General features: G+C 51.2%; 22 protein-coding genes and 2 pseudogenes. 6 read left to right on the top strand and 18 right to left on the bottom strand.

Features of this window, described 5'->3' with window-relative positions; translation table 11 throughout:
* Nucleotides 1–99: 99 nt before the first annotated feature.
* From ilvN to C2M24_RS08190, 7 genes and pseudogenes are all read right to left on the bottom strand, one after another.
* Nucleotides 100–596, bottom strand: a pseudogene (gene ilvN, locus C2M24_RS08220) (acetolactate synthase small subunit).
* Entirely contained in the window at nucleotides 596–2,320 is a 1,725-nt protein-coding gene (locus tag C2M24_RS08215) for an acetolactate synthase 3 large subunit (RefSeq protein ID WP_105214092.1), read from the bottom strand. The pseudogene ilvN and the gene C2M24_RS08215 overlap by 1 nt, the downstream one beginning before the upstream one ends.
* 340 nt (nucleotides 2,321–2,660) lie before the next feature.
* Nucleotides 2,661–3,668 (bottom strand): isocitrate dehydrogenase, encoded by a 1,008-nt coding sequence (locus C2M24_RS08210; RefSeq protein WP_105214090.1) that lies wholly within the window; start codon nucleotides 3,666–3,668, stop codon nucleotides 2,661–2,663.
* 308 nt (nucleotides 3,669–3,976) lie between these two features.
* The gene (locus tag C2M24_RS08205; protein ID WP_105214087.1) at nucleotides 3,977–4,369 is read right to left on the bottom strand and encodes a DUF3192 domain-containing protein; all 393 of its coding nucleotides are present in this window, start codon (nucleotides 4,367–4,369) and stop codon (nucleotides 3,977–3,979) included.
* A 60-nt stretch (nucleotides 4,370–4,429) separates the two neighbouring features.
* Nucleotides 4,430–5,233, bottom strand: coding sequence for a 5'-3' exonuclease H3TH domain-containing protein (locus tag C2M24_RS08200; protein ID WP_233999523.1), 804 nt, complete (start codon nucleotides 5,231–5,233; stop codon nucleotides 4,430–4,432).
* Between the two features lie 14 nt (nucleotides 5,234–5,247).
* Nucleotides 5,248–6,591, bottom strand: coding sequence for a nucleotide 5'-monophosphate nucleosidase PpnN (gene ppnN / locus C2M24_RS08195; protein ID WP_105201405.1), 1,344 nt, complete (start codon nucleotides 6,589–6,591; stop codon nucleotides 5,248–5,250).
* Between the two features lie 25 nt (nucleotides 6,592–6,616).
* Complete coding sequence (locus C2M24_RS08190; RefSeq protein ID WP_158683730.1) at nucleotides 6,617–6,898, bottom strand: hypothetical protein; 282 nt, start codon at nucleotides 6,896–6,898, stop codon at nucleotides 6,617–6,619.
* A gap of 238 nt (nucleotides 6,899–7,136) precedes the next feature.
* Here C2M24_RS08190 and C2M24_RS08185 point away from each other — a divergent pair, with 238 nt between their 5' ends.
* The 3 genes and pseudogenes from C2M24_RS08185 (at nucleotide 7,137) to C2M24_RS15995 (ending at nucleotide 9,440) form a co-directional block, all read left to right on the top strand.
* Nucleotides 7,137–8,909, top strand: a complete 1,773-nt coding sequence (locus C2M24_RS08185) for a M61 family metallopeptidase (RefSeq protein ID WP_105214081.1) — start codon at nucleotides 7,137–7,139, stop codon at nucleotides 8,907–8,909.
* Between the two features lie 86 nt (nucleotides 8,910–8,995).
* Nucleotides 8,996–9,220, top strand: a pseudogene (locus C2M24_RS08180) (IS1595 family transposase); the annotation flags it as partial.
* Nucleotides 9,221–9,275: 55 nt separating this feature from the next.
* Entirely contained in the window at nucleotides 9,276–9,440 is a 165-nt protein-coding gene (locus tag C2M24_RS15995) for a hypothetical protein (RefSeq protein ID WP_158683729.1), read from the top strand.
* A gap of 210 nt (nucleotides 9,441–9,650) precedes the next feature.
* Here the strand turns inward: C2M24_RS15995 and C2M24_RS08175 are convergent, their stop codons facing one another.
* The gene (locus tag C2M24_RS08175) at nucleotides 9,651–10,487 is read right to left on the bottom strand and encodes a glycosyltransferase family 25 protein (RefSeq protein WP_105201402.1); all 837 of its coding nucleotides are present in this window, start codon (nucleotides 10,485–10,487) and stop codon (nucleotides 9,651–9,653) included.
* 173 nt (nucleotides 10,488–10,660) lie between these two features.
* Between C2M24_RS08175 and C2M24_RS08170 the strand changes: the two genes are divergently transcribed.
* Nucleotides 10,661–11,221: a fasciclin domain-containing protein gene (locus C2M24_RS08170; protein ID WP_105201401.1), complete on the top strand. Its 561-nt coding sequence runs from the start codon at nucleotides 10,661–10,663 to the stop codon at nucleotides 11,219–11,221.
* Between the two features lie 111 nt (nucleotides 11,222–11,332).
* Here C2M24_RS08170 and C2M24_RS08165 read toward each other — a convergent pair whose 3' ends face one another.
* A complete protein-coding gene (locus C2M24_RS08165) occupies nucleotides 11,333–12,313 on the bottom strand; it encodes a TDT family transporter (RefSeq protein ID WP_105214079.1) in 981 nt (326 codons plus the stop codon).
* Nucleotides 12,314–12,441: 128 nt separating this feature from the next.
* Here C2M24_RS08165 and C2M24_RS08160 point away from each other — a divergent pair, with 128 nt between their 5' ends.
* On the top strand, nucleotides 12,442–13,329 hold the full coding sequence (locus tag C2M24_RS08160; RefSeq protein WP_105214077.1) for a LysR substrate-binding domain-containing protein: 888 nt from the start codon (nucleotides 12,442–12,444) through the stop codon (nucleotides 13,327–13,329).
* 71 nt (nucleotides 13,330–13,400) lie between these two features.
* Nucleotides 13,401–14,177: a class I SAM-dependent methyltransferase gene (locus C2M24_RS08155; protein WP_105214075.1), complete on the top strand. Its 777-nt coding sequence runs from the start codon at nucleotides 13,401–13,403 to the stop codon at nucleotides 14,175–14,177.
* A gap of 3 nt (nucleotides 14,178–14,180) precedes the next feature.
* Here the strand turns inward: C2M24_RS08155 and C2M24_RS08150 are convergent, their stop codons facing one another.
* From C2M24_RS08150 to hisD, 9 genes are all read right to left on the bottom strand, one after another.
* Nucleotides 14,181–14,378, bottom strand: a complete 198-nt coding sequence (locus C2M24_RS08150) for a hypothetical protein (protein ID WP_105214073.1) — start codon at nucleotides 14,376–14,378, stop codon at nucleotides 14,181–14,183.
* Nucleotides 14,379–14,451: 73 nt separating this feature from the next.
* Complete coding sequence (locus C2M24_RS08145; protein WP_105188961.1) at nucleotides 14,452–14,958, bottom strand: hypothetical protein; 507 nt, start codon at nucleotides 14,956–14,958, stop codon at nucleotides 14,452–14,454.
* 143 nt (nucleotides 14,959–15,101) lie between these two features.
* The gene (gene hisIE / locus C2M24_RS08140) at nucleotides 15,102–15,710 is read right to left on the bottom strand and encodes a bifunctional phosphoribosyl-AMP cyclohydrolase/phosphoribosyl-ATP diphosphatase HisIE (RefSeq protein ID WP_105201395.1); all 609 of its coding nucleotides are present in this window, start codon (nucleotides 15,708–15,710) and stop codon (nucleotides 15,102–15,104) included.
* On the bottom strand, nucleotides 15,701–16,480 hold the full coding sequence (hisF, locus tag C2M24_RS08135; RefSeq protein ID WP_105214071.1) for an imidazole glycerol phosphate synthase subunit HisF: 780 nt from the start codon (nucleotides 16,478–16,480) through the stop codon (nucleotides 15,701–15,703). Before hisF ends, hisIE begins: the two co-directional genes overlap by 10 nt.
* Nucleotides 16,462–17,196 (bottom strand): 1-(5-phosphoribosyl)-5-[(5-phosphoribosylamino)methylideneamino] imidazole-4-carboxamide isomerase, encoded by a 735-nt coding sequence (locus C2M24_RS08130; RefSeq protein ID WP_105214068.1) that lies wholly within the window; start codon nucleotides 17,194–17,196, stop codon nucleotides 16,462–16,464. Before C2M24_RS08130 ends, hisF begins: the two co-directional genes overlap by 19 nt.
* Before the next feature lie 9 nt (nucleotides 17,197–17,205).
* Nucleotides 17,206–17,796, bottom strand: coding sequence for an imidazole glycerol phosphate synthase subunit HisH (gene hisH, locus C2M24_RS08125; protein ID WP_105214066.1), 591 nt, complete (start codon nucleotides 17,794–17,796; stop codon nucleotides 17,206–17,208).
* Nucleotides 17,793–18,854, bottom strand: coding sequence for a bifunctional histidinol-phosphatase/imidazoleglycerol-phosphate dehydratase HisB (gene hisB / locus C2M24_RS08120; RefSeq protein WP_105188956.1), 1,062 nt, complete (start codon nucleotides 18,852–18,854; stop codon nucleotides 17,793–17,795). The genes hisH and hisB overlap by 4 nt, the downstream gene beginning before the upstream one ends.
* Nucleotides 18,855–18,880: 26 nt before the next feature.
* Entirely contained in the window at nucleotides 18,881–19,951 is a 1,071-nt protein-coding gene (gene hisC, locus C2M24_RS08115) for a histidinol-phosphate transaminase (RefSeq protein ID WP_105214557.1), read from the bottom strand.
* Nucleotides 19,952–19,977: 26 nt separating this feature from the next.
* Nucleotides 19,978–21,273, bottom strand: coding sequence for a histidinol dehydrogenase (gene hisD, locus C2M24_RS08110; protein ID WP_442792507.1), 1,296 nt, complete (start codon nucleotides 21,271–21,273; stop codon nucleotides 19,978–19,980).
* Nucleotide 21,274: the final 1 nt, after the last annotated feature.

Below are 21,274 nucleotides of genomic sequence, written 5' to 3'. Positions count from 1 at the left end.
TCCGTCTAATCCCCCCCACTTGCAGTATAGGGCTATAGATCTTTATACCTCGACATTGGCCATAGAAAGCGGTACAGAACGTACCGCTTCGATTTTTACTTACCCTTTTAGTGCTTTATCGCCGCGGCCTAAGCCGATGGCGCCGGAGCGCACCATTTCGATAATATCGGTTTCATGGCGCAGGGTATCGAGGAAGGACTCCAGCTTTTCCGTGCTTGCCGCCAGTTGCAATGAGTAACTAATACGACCCATGTCCAGGATGGCACCACCAAACACATCGACTACCCGGGTCACCGCGGCACGAGTTTTTTCGTCCTGGGCTATCACCTTGACCAAGAGCAGCTCGCGCTCGATATGGCTTTGCTCGGTTAAATCTATCACCTTAAGCACATCGACCAGCTTATTAACCTGTTTAAGGATCTGTTCAAGAACGCGATCGCCCCCTTGCGTGGTGATGGTGATGCGTGAGAGCGAGGCATCGTCCGTGGTGCCTACCGCCAGGCTGTCGATATTATAGGCGCGCTGTGAAAACAGGCCGACGATACGTGACAAGGAGCCGGGTTCGTTTTCTAGTAAGATGAAAGTATACGACGCATTATGCTTTTACTCCTTTTTTCAACCACATATCATCAACGGCACCGAGTTTAATCTGCATTGGGTAAACATGTTCAAGCTCATCGACGCGGACATCGAGAAACACCAGGCGATCAGTAATGCTCATCATTTTTTCGATGGCGGCATCGAGTTCATCGGGGTGATCGACGCGAATGCCAACATGGCCGTAGCTTTCGGCGAGCTTGACGAAATCCGGTAAGGACTCCATATAAGAAGACGAGTGGCGGCCGCTGTAGAGCATGTCCTGCCACTGCCTGACCATGCCTAAGGAGCGGTTGTTCAAGGAAACAATTTTAACCGCCAGGTTATATTGCAAGCAGGTGGACAGCTCCTGGATGTTCATCTGAATCGAACCATCGCCGGTAATGCAGATTGATTCCTGGTCGCGAAACGCCAGCTTCACGCCCATGGCTGCCGGTAAGCCAAAGCCCATGGTGCCCAAACCGCCGGAGTTGATCCACTGGCGTGGCTTTTTAAAGGGGTAGTACTGGGCGGCAAACATCTGGTGCTGACCCACATCCGAGCTGATATAGGCGTCGCCATTAGTGGCCTGGTAGAGCTTTTCGATCACGGTTTGCGGTTTGATTTTTTCTTCACCCGGGCTGTAGCTCAGACACTTTTGCTCGCGCCAGCGATTGATTTGTCGCCACCAGTCTTCCTGGGCATGGCGGTCAATGCTTTGTCCCGACTTGGCAATGGCGCTCAAGAGCTGCGGCAACACCATGTCCAGGCTGCCGACCACTGGAATATGGGCGCTGATGGTTTTGGAAATCGAGGTGGGGTCGACATCCACATGCACTATGGTGGCGTTAGGGCAAAACTTTTGCACATTATTGGTAACACGATCATCAAAACGGGCGCCCAGGGCCAAAATAACATCGGCATGGGCCATAGCCTTATTGGCCTCTAAGGTGCCGTGCATACCCAGCATGCCAATAAAGTTCGGGTGCTCGCCGCTCAGTGCGCCAAGGCCCATCAGGGTGTTGGTGCAAGGGGCATTAAGGGCTTCTACCAGCTCTGTAAGCTGTTCGCTGGTGTTGGAAAGGATCACCCCGCCGCCGGCGTAGATCACCAGTTTCTGCGCCGCCAATAGGGCATTCACCGCTTTCTTGATTTGTTTAGGGTGGCCCTTCTTACTGGGATTATAGGTGCGGATGGCCACATCCTGGGGCATTTTAAAGTCAAATTTGGCCGCCGGGTTAAGTACATCCTTGGGGAGCTCCACTACGACCGGGCCGGGGCGGCCGCTGCTGGCAATATAAAAGGCCTTGGCAAGCAGGGTGGGGATTTCCTCGGCGCGACGGCAGTTAAAGCTGTGTTTCACTATGGGGCGAGAGCAACCAACAATATCGGTTTCCTGGAAGGCATCATCGCCAATAAGGTGAGTGGGGACCTGGCCTGAGATTACCACCATGGGGATGGAGTCCATATAAGCGGTGGCTATACCGGTAACACAGTTGGTGGCACCTGGACCTGAGGTGGCCAGCACCACGCCCACCTTACCCGTGGCGCGGGCATAGCCATCGGCCATATGGGTGGCTGCCTGTTCATGGCGCACCAGGATATGTTCGATATCATTTTGTTCGAACAGTGCGTCGTAGAGATCCAGCACCGAGCCGCCGGGGTAACCAAAAATATAGTGAACGCCTAGCTCCTTTAGTGCTTCGACAACCAGCTCACCGCCGTTGTATTGTTGCTTACTCATCCTCATTCCTCAAAAAAAAACCCCCGCATAAGGGCGGGGGTTGTTTAGCCTAGACGTTGGCTCACGCCTACCCCGCAGTCTGGTTAAAGACCACCACGAGTAGAACCACGAGAACCAACATAAACGACATAGTATTACCTAGATATAAATTAAAGGTGACCTAGTTATTGTTAGTTTTTTGGGCAACTTATGTCAACCCTGATGAATGGGTTTTTGGATAAAATATTCTTATAGTGAATATTAATCTGCCTTTTAGGGTTATTTCTTGCTTTTTGTGCCGATTTTGGAACGAAAAAAAGCCAGCTGACGCTGGCTTAGATATTTTATGTTGAATGCGGGGTTATAGGCGTTCGATCACAGCCGCAGTGAAGTCTGTGGTGCCGTGTTCGCCACCTAGATCGCGCGTGGTGCGGTCACCTGATTTGATCACATCGGCCACGGCCGCACGAATGCGCTCTGCGGTCTCACCCATATCCAGGTATTCAAGCATTTGAATAGACGCTAGGATCACCGAGGTGGGGTTGGCCAGGTTTTTACCGGCGATATCCGGCGCACTGCCGTGAACTGCTTCGAAAATAGCGGCATTTTCACCGATATTGGCACCTGGTGCCATACCCAAACCACCTACTAGACCGGCACACAGATCAGAGAGGATGTCGCCGAACAGGTTGGTTGTAACTATTACGTCGAACTCTTCCGGGTTCATAACCAGCTTCATACAGGCGGCATCAACGATCATCTCAGCCGACTCGATATCCGGGTAACGCTCTGCTACTTCGCGGGCGACTTTCAAAAACAGGCCGGAAGTCGATTTTAGAATGTTGGCCTTGTGTACCGCGGTCACCTTCTTACGGCCTTCGCGACGGGCAAGTTCATAAGCGAAAGTGACTATCTTCTCTGCACCTTCGCGGGTGATTTTTGACATGGCTTCCGCTTCGTTGCCATCGTCCGATACTACCTGGCCAAGACCCGAGTACATGCCCTGAGTGTTTTCACGCACCGTGATGATGTCGATGTCTTCATAGCGTGCTTTGGTGCCGGCAAATGATTTAACCGGACGCACATTGGCATACAGGTTAAATTGCTTACGCAGGGTGACGTTGATTGAGGTAAAGCCTTCGCCAACCGGAGTCGTCAATGGGCCTTTTAGGGTGATCTTGTTGCGTTCAATGGCTTCAAGCGTCTCTGGCGGTAATAGCTCACCGGTTTTTTCCAGTGCGGCCAGACCGGCATCAACAAATTCGTATTCAAAGTCACAACCGGCGGCGTTTAGAATTTCCAGAGCTGAATCAATAATGCTGGGACCTATGCCATCGCCTTTGATGACAGTAATGGTTTGCTTAGCCATTTAACAATTTCCTTAAAACTGATAGATGAGTCCGACACCAATAGCATAGCCGCACAAAGCTGTTGTGGGTAATTAGAAAGCTGATGAGGGTGGCGGAAATTTACGTGAGAATTCAGGGCGATTTATAGCAGTTAAACCCCTAATTTTCCAGTATATGGCATTTAAATATATGTTATTTCCATTATAAATAAGATGAATTGTACTGGGGGTTACAGCCGCTTTTCAGCTATTAAAAATAAGGGCTGAATCTAGTTATAGGGAAGAATGCAAACAAACAATTTTAGGTGCTCAGCTCGCCTTGGTCCTGCTTAGGATTGTAAGTCGACTTTGTCATAGGCCAGCTCGGCCTGTTGCCCCCAAACGAGCAGCTTTTTGTTTTTAAACAATAACCCGGTGCACTCGTCTTTGGTGGTAATGCCATCGGCTTTTACATGCTGGGTGCGATAAAACACTATCTGGTAGATATCCTCACCGCGGCGCTTTACAAAGGTAAGATCTGGGGTGCCCAAGGTGGCCAGCACTTTTTCGATATGCATAGGCGAGGTGGAGTCGAGCTTGGCAATAAAACGTTTGTTATAGGCCTCTCTGTCTTGCCACACCATGGAGCCGGGATCATCCTTATACAGGCTCATCACCAAGGTGGCTATTGCCGCATATACGCCGATACCGAGAATTATGTATTTTAAGACCTTAGTCCACATCAGTTTTTACCCTTAAAGCCGAACACCTTGGGCCAGTATACCTAGTTCATTTTGGCAATGCTAAATTTGCGATGTATGCAGCGTAATTTGTGGCGCATCCGCGCTTAGGCGTAATTGTTTTAAGGAGATACCCAAATCTATGTCTGTACGCAGTGACACCAGGGCCAAGGCGCGTACATAGTCTGGCAAATGCCGAGCTAAAAGCTGCTGAATCTTACCATCGGGCTCAGTGTTTAGGGCATCGGCGACGCTGGGATATTGGCTTAGCAGTGCCTGTGCCGACTTGGCGCCTATGCCGCTGACTCCGGTAATATCATTTGTTTTATCGCCCACCAGGGCGAAATACTGCCACAGGCGCGCGGCATCTATACCGTATTTTTGTTGCACCTCGGCGACGGTGCGCTCGGCTTGGGTAAAGTAGTCGAACACCATAACCCCCTGCTCAATGAGTGGCAGGTAGCCCTTATCGGTGGAGACTATCACCACCTCGATACCTTGTTTATTGGCCTTGGCGGCCAAGGTGGCGAGGACATCGTCCGCCTCTTCGTTGATGGCGCGCACCACGGCTATTTGCTGGGCGTTAATGGCATTCATAAAGCGCGGCAGCTGTTTGCTCAGTGCCTCGGGCATGGGTTTCCGAGAGGCCTTGTAAGCAGAGAAAAACTCATAGCGCCAACTGCTGTCGCCGTCAAAGGCGGCCAACGCATACTGGGGCTTGTGCTGGGCCTTAAGTTTGGCTAACGCTCGCTCCACACGGATAATGGCCTGCTCTATGGCTTGTTCACTATGGGCACCGTATTGGCTTTCACATACGGCGTATATGCGCCGAATGAGGTTCAGCGCATCGATCAGTAATAATTGCATTGTCAGGTTGGGGCCTAAGTCTGGATGGTGTAACAGGGTATATAGGCACTGCCGGGCAGCTTCATTCGACCCTGAGCCACAAAGGCGCTAAGCAGGGCATCCATTTTACCCATAAGCTCAGGGTCACCGCATAGCTCGAACACCCCATGCTGGCCTATGGCGCGAATGCCTTCGTCCTTAACGTTACCGGCTACTATGCCCGAGAAGGCGCGGCGAAGATTCGCTGCCAACTGCTGTTTGGGTTGGTTGAGGTGCAAGTTCAATGCCGCCATATTGTCATGGTTGGGCACAAAGGGTGCCTGAAACTCGGGGTCGATACGCAGCGTCCAATTGAAATAATAGGCATCGCCATGCTGGCGGCGGTAGTCGCGCACATCCTGCATGCTTTGTTTCACCGTGCGGGCGACAAGCGCAGGGTCGTCGATGATCACCTCGAATTTGTCCAGCGCTTCCGGACCTAAGGTATCGCCGACAAAGGTAACGATTTCATCAAAATAGGCACGGCTTTCTGCGGGCCCGGTGAGGATCACCGGCAATTGTTGTTTGTCGTTCTCCGGATGCAGCAAGATACCGAGCAAATAAAGCAGTTCTTCGGCGGTACCGGCGCCCCCAGGGAAAATAATAATGGCGTGCGCCACGCGTACAAAGGCCTCAAGGCGCTTTTCGATATCAGGTAGGATCACCAGTTCATTGACGATAGGATTGGGCGGCTCGGCGGCGATAATGCTCGGCTCGGTCAACCCCAAGTAACGTGGGTTGGAGATCCTTTGTTTGGCATGGCCTATGGTGGCGCCCTTCATCGGCCCCTTCATGGCACCTGGGCCACAGCCGGTACAAATATTCAGGCCGCGCAGACCAAGCTGATAACCTACTTCCTTGGCGTAATGATATTCGACTTCATTAATGGAATGGCCGCCCCAGCACACTACCATGTTAGGGTCGGTGTTTACTTCCAGGGCGTTGGCATTGCGCAGCATATCAAAGACCATGTGCGTGATGGCTCTGGGATCGGCTTCGTGCATAGTGTGATGTCTTTGACAAATAAACAAAATATCACGGATAACAGAAAAAATATGTTCGTGAATACCGCGAATAATATCACCGTCGACAAACGCCGTCTGCGGTGGATTGGTTAGTTCTATTTTAATGCCGCGCTCGCGCACCACCAAACTGATATTAAAGTCTTTATAGCTGTCATAAATCTCGGCGCTGGAGTCGGTATGACTGCCCACGTTAAGCACCGCCAATGCACAGTTGCGAAACAACCGATAGCGGTCGGTGGTTGATTGCTCCAGTAAATCTACTTCCAATTGCGAAAGTAAGTTGAGTACCCCGGTTGGGTTGAGCTGTATTTTCATAGCCTACTCCTTTACTTAAACTTGGCTATTGCTTGACCACTACAGGATCGTGGCCGAAGGCTTTTCGGGCGGTGAGCTCGGAAATAATGGAGCCGAGTTCCTGAAAACGGTCGTCGGGCTGCAACTGCTCACGAATACTGGCTAATGGATAATCCAGCTCGCGAGCGATTCCTTTGCAGATGAGCGATAACTTCGCGATAAATTGTGCAAGGGTGACGGCTTGTTCCTGCCGCGTCATTTCTATGGTCTGGTGTTCTGAAATAGCTGAATGTGACTTTCTTTTTATAGTCTCAAACTGTAGTGACACGCCCTGCAATCCTTTTTCGTTATTATATTTTCCAGTGTACAACATAATTATTGCAAATACTGATTATGTATCAGGTTTTTGTCGAAAATTTAGGGGTTAATGGCTTGGCTTTGGTTTGTGTAGGGGCAAATTCTTTGGGTGAATAAGCAATAGTTTTCCGGCAGTTGAACGCAAAATTTTGTGGCGCCTCCGGTGCTTTGTTAGGCTGCGCGCAAACTACCAAGACAACAGGTGTGCAGTGAAAAAAATCCTAGTTGCGGCGGCTATGCTGCTGGTTTCCTCGGTGGCAAAGGCCGCCACAAATTATCAAATTTCCATCGACCAGGGTGCTCATCACTTAGGTGATGTCAGAGTCAGCTTTGCCAAAACCGGGCAAAGTTATATAGATGCCAAGTTCCCGGCCTGGCGCACCGGGCGTTATGACATCCTCAATTTGGCTAACGGCGTGCGTTACTTCAACGCCACCGACGCGCAGGGCCAAGCCCTGAAATGGCAAAAAATTGATAAAAGCACCTGGCGTATTTTCTTAAACGAACCCACCGCCGTGACCTTGAGTTATCAGGTCTATGCCAATGAATTGGGTTTACGTGCCCGTCATATTGATGACACCCATGCTTTTATCGATGCCTCCGGCTTTTTTATGTACAGCGAGGCGACGCGCAATGAGCCTGTGAGTGTACAGCTGGAAGTACCTATGGGGTGGCGCTCGGTGTCGGGAATGAACAAGGGCAAGAACCAACATCAATTTGTTGCTCCAAATTACGATGTTTTAGTGGACTCCCCCATAGAAACGGGTATCAATGAGCTGCACTCCTTCTCGGTCGATAACCGCGATTATGAGCTGGTTATTTGGGGCGAAGGCAATTACGACAGCGAACAGATGGTGGCCGACCTGAAAACCCTGGTACAAACCGGTCATGTGGTTTGGGATGACTACCCTTATGAGCGTTATGTATTTATGGTACATGCCACCTCTGGCGCGCGCGGTGCCACCGAGCATCTTAACTCCACCATTATTCAGCGCCACCGTGATAAGTTTGCCAAGCGCGAAGACTATTTGGGCTTTATTGCCACCGCCGCGCATGAGTTTATTCACACCTGGAACGTCAAAGCCTATCGCCCCGAGGGCATGGTGCCCTATGACTATGTTGCGCCGAATTACACGCGTTTATTATGGCTGGCGGAAGGCTCCACCAGTTATTTGGAAGATCATCTTTTGCTACGCTCGGGCTTAATGACCAAGAAGGAATTCTTTAAGGACCTGGGTAAGCGTATTAACACCCACCTTAAGACGCCGGGACGTGAGGTGCAAAGTGCCGCACATACCAGCTTTGACAAATGGATCAATCAAGGCGGTGATCATGGTCGCAACTACAGCACCAATATTTACTCGGAGGGCTCCTTGCTGTCTATGGCATTGGATTTAAAACTCCTGAGTGATTCCAACGGCCAGGTGAGTTATCGCGATGTACACCGCCAGCTCTATAACAGGCATAAATTGCCCAAGGGCTTTAATGAGCAAGACGTGATTGCCATCTTGAACGAGCTGAGCGGTCAGGATTACTCCTTATGGTGGGCCGACAATGTAGAAGCGCCTATGAACTTGGACTTTGACGCCTTACTCACTAGCGTGGGCTTGGAGCGCGTGTATCCTGAAGATGCTAAACAGATTGCCTCGTTGGATGTAAATACCAGCACGGACAAGGGCTTGCTTAAGCTGGATCATGTGCGTCGTGGCGGCGCAAGTTGGCAGGCCGGATTGACAGCAGGCGACCTGATCGTTGCCATTGATGGTCGTCGCATCAGTACCGACCTGGCTACCACCTTAAGTGCGTATAGTGCGGGTGATAAGGTATCGGTGAGCTTCTTCCGTCGCGACCGTTTACAACAAGTGAACCTTATCCTTGGGCAGGATTATGATAAGGATGCCAAAGTACAGCCGGTAAAAGCACCTACACAGCAGCAACAGGCGCTATTCAAAGCCTGGATGGGCGTTGAATTAGGCGACTAATTACGCGGACACCCACCTTAATAATTAGGCGGACACCCACCTTAAATTAAAGTGGGTGTCTTGGTTATTTCATTGTAAGTAAGGGTGAGCGTGTGATCGGTGGTCAGTTCCATATACAGAACGTAAATGGCTATATGAGTCGTTTAAGGGGCTGGATGCGCAGATTTAATGGCGTTGGAACAGAATACTTACCAAATTACCTTGGGTGGATGAGAATGATGGATAGCAAACTTGATAAATATAAGGAAATCAAAATAGACTACTTAGTTAATGAAAATCTAGCTTATCCACATGGGGTTTATGCTGATTGATAATGTGGCTCAGTCGTTTATTATTTAAATAAAAAAACAGGAGTTTAGACTAAACATGGAAACCAATATACAAAACAACCAACCGAAACCTACAACCGTTCCAGATAAAAATAAAGATAAACAAAGTCAAAACGGCTCAGAGATTATTGATCCAGTAAACACTACCGTTGGTATGTTTGACTTAATTAAAGAGTTCTTCAAAGCTATTTTTACTAAGTAAGATTTACGTCGATACGGATATCTACACCTACATAGTTACTTATTCAACAATTAACGATAATAGAGCCAATTATTTACCTAGACACCCACCTTAGTATTTACCTAGACACCTACCTTAGAGGTTGTTTTAGAATGGGTGTCTAGCTTATTTTTCGTTGTTGAGGTGTCGGCGTAAAGCACCGACACCTAGGGTTATTCCTTTAAAATGCACTTAGGCGGTGGTTGCAGAGATAGGGTAAGCTCTACGGCCCTGCTTTCTCAGCAGGGCAACCAAATGGCGTCGTGCCCTGTAAGCAGGCGTCCAATTGTGCAAGGCCAGCCACTGCTTTTGCAGCGGATAGGCCTTGGGCTTATTTCGTCCCTTACTGGCTATATCGCTGTCAAAATAGTTGTCCTGGGCTATGGGGTAGGGATGCAGGGCACCAACATAAACGCCGGTCTCCCAGGTATGCTGAATGTCCGTGTCCACCGGACGATAAATCTTATTTGCATGAGCCAACATCTGCTTTGCGCCGAAGCGACTGATCACATAGGCACAGCAGCCGCTTAACGGCTTATCATGGATCACTAATTTGTGTGTGCTATCCAGCTCGGTGCTGAACTTGTTGGTGCGCTCTCGCCCTTGATAATTACAAAGCTTGATGATGTCTACCGGGAACTTGTGATTTAACACCGACGCCAGGCTGGACTTAAGATCCCCGACCAGGGAAAAGTCATCTTCAAGCACCAAGGCATACTCGCTTTGGCTATCGAGCAGGGTTTGCCAACATTTTTTGTGGCTAAGGTAACAGCCGATTTCGCCATCGCTTAAAGGGCGGTAGAACTTGTTGCGATTGGCTTTGTCATCCACCACTTCACGCTTTTGCGCTGCAGATAGTTGGCGGCCGTTCACCGCATCAATGCGTGCAAAGGTTAACCCTTGTGCGGTTAGCTGTTGCGTCGCCCGTTGCAGTCTATTGTCACTGCCTTTGAGGTTAATCACATAAATGGGGATCATCATGCTCTCCACCGATTGTCTTGGCGCCAGTATGGGATAGGAATAAGTCATAGCTGTGTATTCGAGATGACAGGGTGGTTACGTTAAAGGTCTGAGTGTCCATAGTGTTATGGGGGGGAAGCAGGTCTAAAAGAAAAATGTGATCTGATTGAATAATAGACACGTAGAGATGGCTGTAGTGAATGTGAATCTCCCTTTATCAGACATGTATAAGGACTCAGACCATGAATTCTCTAGCCCGCTCTTTACACACCACCCTTATTGCCGCAGCGCTGAGCGCTACCTTGGCGTCGCCGGCTATGGCCGATACCCCCAAGTGGGCCGATAAGTCGCCAGCCAGCATAGTTGAATTTGCAGTTGGCGCTTCTGGCAGCCCGTTTGACTTTGATGACAATGGTGGTGATTTCGATATCCTGGTTGCAGCGCTGATCGATACCAACACCATAGGAATTTTCGATGGCACCGACTTCACCGTATTTGCGCCAAACGACCAGGCATTTTACAACCTCACCAACACGGACAATGACGAGGATGCTTACAACGCCGTGGTAAATTTGTTGGGTGTTGAAGGGGTGGCCGGGGTGCTTGCCTATCATGTGACCGATGGGGTGCGTAATTCTCGCTCGGTAGTGAGAGCGAAACAGTTAACCATGCTCGATGGCAACACCATTATGTTCGACAGTGGCCTGATCATTGCCAATGGTTCTGAAGCCGGCCTAGTGAACATAGACAATCGCTTGGCAGACGGCATGGTGCACATCATAGACACCGTACTTATTCCTTAGTGGTGGTAATCACTGTCCTCAGTTAAAGCGCTCCTTTTCTTAGGAGCGCTTTTTTTAGTGCTGTTCACCACCCACGTTTATTAGCGCCATGGCGCTTCCCGATGACGGGCATTAAATGGGCGTTGCGCTAGATTTCACCTCGCTTGCCTGGGGGCGATAATGGTGTAAATAGCAGCCACAGACATACACAACAATCGAGGTGGCTACCATTAATTCAATCTGGGCCAAGGATATTACCCAGCCAATTTCTTTTGCTTGCCAGCCTGTGACTGTCATCCAATCCGCGACTTTAAACAGCGCCGTGGCACCTATCACCAGCGGAAAGGTAAAGGCAGCGTAACCTGGGCTAAAGGGCAGGCGAAGGAGCTTAAAGAATGCCAGATACACCACGGATGTCATCAGTACCGCCAGGGTGAGCAACACACCTATCACCAGCGGCGAAGGACCGTGAACCAAGGAAAGATAACCGGCCAGTGACAAACTCGCAGGCGCCGCCAGCACGGCCAGGGTGGGCTTGGCGGCATCGGCAACCTGTTCATTAAAGAGTAAGCGATAGAGCATAAGCGGCAGCATCAGGGCATACATGGCCATACCAAAAATCAGTAAAGCTTCTGCTAAAGGGCGCAGCGTGCCGCCGGGAAAGGTGACGTCAGCAACAATAATGCCGATGGGCGGGATAAACCAGCTTGGCACCATGTGCTGAAGTTGAAAGTCGCTTAAACGGTGGTACGCAAACAGTGCGAAGAACATGCAGTGCAATAGCACGGCCACTAGCCAGAGTGCTTGAGCGAGCGCAGGGGTGAGCGCGCCCAAGGCGTTCGATACCACCATGGTGGCCATAGTAAAGGTGGGCAACACGCTCCCTGTCACCGGATGACGCAAGTCTTCCCGCAAGGTGAGGGGATGAGTGAGAAACTTGGCCAGTACTAGCAGCAATAACGCCGTTGCGATTAAGGCCCCTGAGGCTTGCGCCAGGCCGTTCAAAGCGGCGGCGTTCTCCCAACACCAGCCCAATGAGGCTATCCCCAGGGCTAACCCTGACAAGGGAGTCGGTACCTTGGTTAACCAGGATTGTTGTTCACTTATGGTCATGCTTAGCCCTTTGAGTGTTTATTCCATCGGCGAGTCGCGCGATTTGGGCACTAGTGTAAGGGGAGTTGTTGGTTTAATATATTTTAAAATATTGAGCATATCTTTAAGTAATACTTAACAGGGGGCGCATGAATATTGCGTTACGACAATTGCGGGTGTTTGTGGCCGTGGCTCAGGAACTCAGCATCACCAGCGCCGCCGACAAGCTATGTTTATCTAAGCCGGCGGTCAGCATGGCGCTGAGTGAGCTTGAGAAGCAACTGGGACAGCAGCTTTTTGATCGTCACAATAACCGCTTACTGATCAATGAGCAGGGGCGGCGTTTATTGCCCCTTGCAGATGAATTGCTGGCGCGCAGCCAGGATATTGAGCATTTGTTTAGTCAGCAGGGCGCGATCACCGGCAAGTTAAACATCGGTGCCAGTGATACCCTAGGAAATCAGGTCGCGCCGTTTTTATTGCGAGATTTTCGTGCCACCTCGGGTCATCTCGAGCAGAGCTTGTATATCGCCAATACCGCGCAGATATGCCAGAAGTTGTGTGAGTTTGAGCTCGATATCGGCCTGGTAGAGGGCAGGGTTAATCATGGTGAGCTTCATAGTATTCCCTGGCTGGGCGATGAGATGGTGGTGGCCTGCCATCCGCAGCATCCGCTGGCGCAGTTGTCGGCGCCCACGCTAGCGGATCTGGAGCAGCAGCATTGGCTGTTACGTGAGCCCGGCTCAGGTACCCGGGAATACTTTCTGAATCACCTTGGCGCCCGGTTAAGCCAATGGCAACTGGCGTTTGAGCTCAATAGCACCTCGGCCATTATTAACAGCACCGCCGCCGGGCTCGGCATTACCTGTTTGTCACGCCGCGCCTTGAGCCAGGCTGAACAGTTAAAGCGGGTGAGCATATTGAACTTGCCAATCACACTTACACGGGATTATTGGCTGTTATACCATAAAGAAAAATATCAAAGCCCGTTACTTAAGCAGTTTATGCGCTTTTGTGAGAGTTGGTCCGCACAGTAAAAAACTCTTGAGTCGATAGCGAGCTAATTTGAGGCAAGCAAACGGGTGAAAATATAACAACAGGAAACACCATGGATTATTTGCAAATTAATAAGGCCGCTTGGGATAAAAGAACTCAGGTGCATATAGCGTCTGAATTTTACGGCGTTGAGGCTTTTAAAAATGGCCGCTGTTCCCTTAATCCCATTGAACGTGAACAGGTAGGCGATGTGACCGGTAAGTCTCTGCTTCACCTGCAATGTCACTTTGGTCAGGATACCTTGTCCTGGGCATGCCTAGGGGCAAAGGTGACCGGGGTCGATTTATCCTCGCAAGCCATAGCCCAGGCCAACGCCTTGAAACATACCTTAGGGCTGGACGCTCAGTTTGTCGAAGCGGACATCTATCGCTTTGGTCAGGAAAATACCCAGCAGTACGATCTGGTGTTTACCTCCTACGGCACCATTTGCTGGTTACCGGATTTAACCCTGTGGGCCGAGATCATAGCCGGTGCCTTGAAAGTAGGCGGGGAGTTTCACCTGGTAGAGTTTCATCCCATTAACGATGTGCTTAGCGGCTACGCCTATTTTCCAAGTGAGCAGCCCGATGTGGAGGATGAAGGCACCTACACGGAAAATTGTGATGGCACCACCTCAACGACCGTGTGCTGGTCGCATTCGCTCAGCGAGGTGATGAGCGCCTTGTTAGGTGCAGGCCTGCGTATCGAAGCCTTTAATGAATATCCCTACAGTCCCTACAATTGTTTTGAGGGGTTAGAGCCGGTGCCCGGTCGTGGTTATCAGAAATTACATAACGGCCAGCAAGTGCCTTTGGTGTATGGGGTCAAGGCTCGTAAAATTGCGGAATAACGCTTATGGTCGCGACGCTCGCTGAAGTAGCAGTGTTTTAATGATGCTGCCAATACTAAGCAGAATAAAGGCAATAAGGCCGATATAGATGGGGCGATAGAAATCGATGGGTGTGTGCGTGGCAACTATGGTTTGGTAAATGGCCGTGCCTGCAGCAATGGCTAATGCATGCTTGCCGTTATTGTAGATATCCTTTCTCATCCTGAAACACTTCCTTTGTTATTTTGATAAGCCGAAGACTGACTTCGGCTTTATTATGCATTGTAGTTAAGCGTTATTTCTTTACCTTGCCGATATCGTACGACGTCATCCAAGGGGTTTTGCGCGACAGCGACTTGCCGGTATGGATGGACACAGAGGGAGTCTCATCGTCCTTTACAAAGGTGGTGCGCAGCGAGTTTTCAGACTCTTTTTGTTGCTCATACCAGCCTTCGCCTAAGCATTGGCGAGTAAAATCCGATGCTTTTTGATGGATTGCCAGGGCTCCGTCTTTATCCGCGTAGGTTTGCTGGCAGCTATAGGCATAGGTGCGCTCGTGCAGGGCGCTGATCTGGCAGCTGTCGCCAACCAGGTGATAACGGGCCTGCCAGCTGTCGATAAACTTGGACTGGGTGCGTGCCATTTTCAAACCATCAAACTGATTGTCATAGGCCGACATCAAGGCTTGGATTTTGTCGCAGGAAGAAAGGTTATCGACATAGGTTTGTTGCTGTTTTTGCGCTGGGCTGGCGCAGCCGGCGAGGAGAATAACGGCCGCTAATGCTGGGTAAATTGCTTTCATGGCAAACAGGTCCTTATTTGTAGTAGCCTAAGCATACAAAATCTCTGGGCGGTGTGGCAATGTAAAACACCCAGAGAGTGAATAATTGCCCACCTAAACAGCTATTTACTTACAAGTGCGGCCTTTTTGGGGCGCTGACCCGGCTAATGCCGAGACTGCAACCGCGCTACCACATCTCCTAAGGATAAGCCCTGGCGTTGCAGCAACACAATTAAGTGATACAGGAGATCGGCGGCCTCATCGGTGAGCTCGTTATTGTCGTTTTTCATCGCTGCTAAGGCGACCTCCACCCCTTCTTCGCCAACCTTCTGGCAACTACGGCTGAGCTCCTTGGCAAACAGTGATGCTGTGTAGCTCGTTTGTGGATCCGCATCCTTACGGTCGATGATGATTTGCTCCAGCTCGGCTAAAAAGCCCAAACTAGGCTTGGCATCGCCAAAGCAACTTTGGGTGCCTAGGTGACAGGTGGGGCCTTGTGGGTAGGCCATGACCAGAATCGAGTCCTGATCGCAATCGGTGTAGATGGCTTCAACCTGTAAAAAGTGACCGGAACTTTCGCCCTTGGTCCACAGACGCTGTTTTGAACGGGAGTAAAAGGTGACTTTCTTTTGCTCCAGGGTGTGGGTGAGTGCCGCCTGATCCATAAACCCCTGCATGAGAATTTGCCCGGTAATAAAGTCCTGTACCAGGGCTGGGATCAAAGGGCACTTGGCAAAATTCACATCGCTTACATTGCTAATATCTATTCGCATAATCGAGTCGCTATCTTGTTATCGGCTAGGTGTTGTTTTAATTCGTTAATATTTATCAGGTTCTTATGAAATACGCTGGCGGCCAAGGCACCATCTACCTGGGCCTTTTTAAATACTTCACTGAAGTCGCTGATTTTTCCGGCGCCGCCGGAGGCAATCAAGGGCACATGACAGATATCCCGTACTTTGGCTAATTGTTCAATGTCGTATCCCTTGCGCACACCATCTTGGTTCATACAGTTTAGTACGATTTCACCGGCGCCGAGGGCCTGCACTTGCTCAACCCATTCCAGGGTATTGTAGCGGGTGCGCGATGAGCTGTTGGGATCGCCGGTAAGCTGATAGACCAGATACTCGCCTGTTTGGGCATCGAAAAAGCTGTCGATACCCACCACCACGCATTGTTTGCCAAATTCGTCGTGTAACTCGCGAATAAGCTCGGGACGGGCAATGGCCGGACTGTTGATACTGATTTTATCGGCGCCGCTTTCAAGCACCCGCGCCGCATCGGCGACGGACTTGATGCCACCGGCAACGCAAAAGGGAATATCGATATGTCGGGCTATATGCTCGACCCAATTCACATCAAGCAGGCGTTTTTCCACGCTGGCGCTGATTTCATAAAACACCAGCTCATCGGCGCCCGCATCGCTGTAGGCCTTGGCCAACTCAAGAATATCGCCGACGATTTCATGGCCTTTAAACTGTACGCCCTTAACGACCTGGCCGTCTTTCACATCCAAACAGGGGATTATGCGTTTTGATAACATGCTAGTGCCTCCTCAACCGTAAAGGCGCCATCAAGCAGGGATTTACCCAGGATCACCCCTTGGGTGCCAATTTCTTTTAAGCGACGAATATCCGCTAATGAGCTGACGCCACCGGAGGCCTGAATGCGCAGACTGGGGTTATGCGTCTGCAGTTGCTCGTACAAAGCAAAGGAAGGGCCGCTCATGGTGCCGTCTTTGCTGATGTCGGTGCATAAAAAGTCTTGCACCCCAATTTCGGTGTAAAAATCGATAAGTTCAAACAAGGAGACATCGCCGCTTTCCAACCAGCCGTGGGTGGCGGGCATCCAGCCCTTTTCGGTGTTATTCACATCCAGGGCAATGACAAACTTCGGGGCACCGTATTGGTTTATCCAGCTTGCCACTTGCTCTTGGTTATTGACCGCTTTTGAGCCAATCACCACCCGTGCGGCGCCAGCTGTAAGCCACTGTTCAACGTCATCGCCACTGCGAATGCCGCCGCCGACCTGATAGCCGACGTTGAGCGCCTTGGTGGCTGCCTGAATTTGTCGCCATTGCTTCTTGCTAGGATCTCGCGCTCCTTCTAAATCAACCAGGTGCAGCTTTTGTGCGCCTTGTTGCTGGTATTCCATTAGCCGTTCGGCCAGGTCAAAGGGATAGAACTGAGCGGTGTCGTATTTGCCCTGAAATAAACGCACGATTTGTTGTTGTAATACATCTAATGCTGGAATAATCATAATGCGTCCTCAAAGCCGCCAGTCGATAAAGTTTTGCAGTAAGCGCGCGCCTACTTTGGCGCTTCGTTCCGGGTGAAATTGCATGCCAGCGTAGTTGTCCTCGGCGACCATGGCCGAAAAAGTTTGGCCGTATTCGCTGGTGGCCAGGGTCGCCTGGTTGCAGCCATGGGCGAAGCTGTGTACAAAGTACACCTGATCGTTATCCTGAACACCCTGGGTCAGCGGGTGCGTTTTGGTGATCTTTAGGGTATTCCAGCCCATGTGCGGGGCGCTCAAATTCCCTACCTCAAGCTCGTCGACGGCGCCGGGAATGATGCCTAAACAGGGGGTGTCGCCCTCGGCCGTGTGCTCGCACTGCAACTGCATGCCCAAACAAATGCCCAGCAATGGCTTTTGGTATTCCTTAATGGCTTCTTGCCAGCCGCCGTTAATCAGGCGCGCCATGGCAACCTTGGCATGGCCCACTCCCGGTAATACGGCGCGCTCATACTGGCTGAGTTGCTCGGCGTCGGTGATCACATCAACCTGAGTATGCAAACGCTCAAAGGCAAAGCGCACCGAATTGATATTGGCGCAGCCGGTGTTGATTATGGCTATCATAAAACCCCCTTGGAGCTGGCCATTTGTTGCGAGCTGTCTTTGCTGATGGCCATGCGCAGCGCCCTGGCGAAGGCCTTAAACAGGCCCTCAACCTGGTGGTGACAATTCCCGGGCGTGACACTTAAAATCAGCGACAGGGCGGCGTTATCGCTAAGGCTTTTGAAAAAGTGTTCGACCATTTGTACATCCATATCGCCGACTTTTTCACGGCTAAAATCGGCATTTAACACAAACGAAGCGCGTCCGGATAAGTCGATTTGCGCTTCGGCCTTGCATTCGTCCATCGGCAGGGCAAAGCCGTAGCGGGCAATTTGCGACTTGGTGCCAAGAGCCTGGCGTAGCGCCTGACCCAAGGCTATGCCCACATCTTCGACCAGGTGGTGCTCGTCTATGTGTAGATCGCCACTGGCCTTAATATCCAGGTAAATATTGGCGTGGGTGCGGATCTGATCCAGCATATGGTCGAAAAAGCCCAGCCCAGTGCTGATTTCGCCACTTTTATTGGCATCCAGGTTTAGCGCTACGGCAATTTGCGTTTCCTTGGTGTCGCGGCTGACGGCCCCTTGGCGGTCGGCGGTAGTCAAGCGAGTGACTATTTGCGCCCAGTTATCCTGATACAAGATGCCCTGCATACAGAGGTTTTCGGCCAGTTGAATATCGGTCTGACGGTCGCCAATGACATAAGAATTGGCGATATCGACCTTGCCTGAGCGCATTAAGTCGACCAGCAAACCGGTTTTTGGTTTACGGCATTGGCAGTTGTCGCCATCGAAGTGCGGGCAGATCAGCACGTCTTCAAAGTGAATGCCCTGGGAGGTAAAGAGTTCCATCATTTTGTTGTGCGGCGCGTCGAAGTCCGCCTGCGGGAAACTGTCCGTGCCCAAACCATCTTGGTTGGACACCATCACCAGGCGATAGCCGGCCGCTTGCAGGGCGAGCATCGCTGGGATAACACCGGGTAACAAGGCTAATTTCTCTAGGCTGTCGACTTGCTTATCGCTGATAGGCTCTTCAATCAGGGTGCCGTCGCGGTCAATAAATAAATAGGGGTTGCTCATATTAGTTCCTAAAAAGTGCCTTGTTATTAGTTTGCAGTGGAGTCGGTTAATGAGTCCAGCCAGGCTTTGACCTCACCGAGCTCCTGCTCATTGCCGATGGAAATACGCAGCCAATCGTCCTCGCCATAAAGGGTAAAGGGGCGCATGACCAGGCCCCGCTGATAGGCAATGGCAATGGCGTTTTTGTCTTTTAGCTGCAAGGTGACAAAGTTACCCTCACCTTTGAGCACCCGTGTGACCGTATCGCTTTGTTCCAGCCATTGTTGCAAGCGTGATTTAAGGGCATTTAAAGTGTCCACCTGACGGCGCATTGACGCTATGTTTGCAGTGCTCAGCGCTTGTGCGGCGATGTCGGCCACCACGGTGGAAACCGGGTAGGGCGCTAAGACCTTGCGCAGTGGTGCCAAGACCTGGGTGTTGGCCAGGGTAAAACCTGTGCGCAGACCCGCCAGAGCAAAAGCTTTGGACAGGGTGCGTAGCACCACCACATTGGCGTAGTCAGCCAGTAAAGAAACCGCGCTTTGCTCAGGGCAAAACTCGATATAGGCTTCATCAACCACCACTAGAGCGCTGCTTGTTAGGCGCGTGGCAATGGCGGCGATTTTATCTTGGCCTACCAAGGCGCCGGTGGGGTTATTGGGGTTACAGATAAACACCAGTTTGGCATCGCCAACCTGGGTGCAAATCTCATCCACCTCGCCTTGGAGCAATAAGTCCTGGCTCAGGGTATTGAGCGCGACATTATGGGTGTCGGCGGTGACCTTATACATACCATAGGTGGGCGCAAAAATGGCGATGCTGTCTTTTATGCTCTGGCAGAAGGTGCGTACCAGCAGCTCTATGCCTTCATCGGCGCCTCGGGTCATCACCACCTGCTCTGGCGCTAAGCCCACATAGTCAGCGTAGGCCTGGATCACCTGCTGCGGCTGCGGATCCGGGTAGCGGTTGAGAGCCTGACCACTGAGTTGATATTCGCGGTTATAAGGGCTTTCGTTGGCATTGAGCCAGGTTGAGCCGCTGAGCTTTTCACTCTTTGCCGAGCTGTAGGCACTGAGGTCGGCAATATTTTTCGGTAATAGGCCTTGTGGCAACGTCAGGGTATCGCTTTGTTTTACGTCGGTGCTCACTGTTTCTCTCCTAAACGGATGCGAACGGCATTGGCGTGAGCGTCGAGCCCTTCTGCTGCAGCCATGGGAATAATTGCTTTTGCCAAATCGGCCAAACCGCTTTTGGTGACGGTTTGCACCGTATAGGTGCGATAAAAATCAAGCAGGCTCAGGCTTGAATACACCTTTGAGTAGCCGTATGTAGGCAAGACGTGATTGGTGCCAGAGGCATAATCACCGGCCGATTCAGGGGTGTAATCGCCGACAAAAATCGAGCCGACATTCTTTATCTTAGGCAAGAACTCGGCGCTTTCGCCAAGTTGCAGAATCAGGTGCTCGGGCCCGTATAAATTGGAGACTTCCACGGCCTGGGCAATGCTTTGCACCTTGAACAGTGCTGAGTTTTCAAGGGCTGCCTTGGCAATCTGGGCGCGTGGCAGGGTTTTTAATTGCTCTGCCAGTGCCTTTTCTGTCGCTGCGATCACCTCGGCGCTGTCGCTAAGGAGAATAACCTGAGAGTCTGGGCCGTGCTCTGCCTGAGAAAGCAGATCCGCAGCAATAAATTCGCCATTGGCGCGTGCATCGGCGATGACTAACAATTCCGAAGGTCCGGCGGGCATATCTATGGCTAACCCGGGCACCTGCTGGGCGCACAATTGCTTGGCCATGGTCACATAGGCATTGCCCGGGCCGAAAATCTTATTCACCTGGGGCACGGTCTCCGTGCCGTAGGCCAGGGCGGCAATGGCCGGTGCGCCACCGATTTGCAGCACCTGCTTAATGCCGCACAGGCTTGCGGCGTAGAGGATGGCCGGGGCAATAGCAGCATCGCCCTTGACCGGGGTGGCCAGCACCACAGTCTGCGCGCCGCTAATTTGCGCCAGCACACCCTGCATCAATACCGAGGAAGGCAATGGCGCACTGCCGCCTGGCACGTATATGCCTACTGCGTCGATGGCCTGGTAGCGCAACTCACAGGCCACTCCGGGCTGGGTGCTTAGGCTGATGTTCTTTGGCACCTGGGCCAAGTGAAAACGGCGAATATTATTGTACGCCTGTTTTATCGCATCCTTTAGTTCGGTATCGAGCGCTTGCTCGGCGTCGGCAAAATCAAGGTCGCTGCAAAGCAGCGGTGCATCGGTTGCACGGCCATCAAAGCGGTTGGCATAGTCGCGAAGTGCGCTGTCGCCATCGCTTTGTACGCGCTTGAGTATTTCCTCGCACACGGGGCGTACGTCATCGGCGGCGCTCACCGCCGGGCGCTGTAGCATCACTTTTTGTGCTGCTGGGCTAAGGGTATTCCAGTCAATCACG

This window comes from Pseudoalteromonas sp. T1lg22, assembly GCF_002964645.1.
Classification (GTDB): Bacteria; Pseudomonadota; Gammaproteobacteria; order Enterobacterales; family Alteromonadaceae; genus Pseudoalteromonas.
This window is presented reverse-complemented; position numbering and strand designations above follow the sequence as displayed.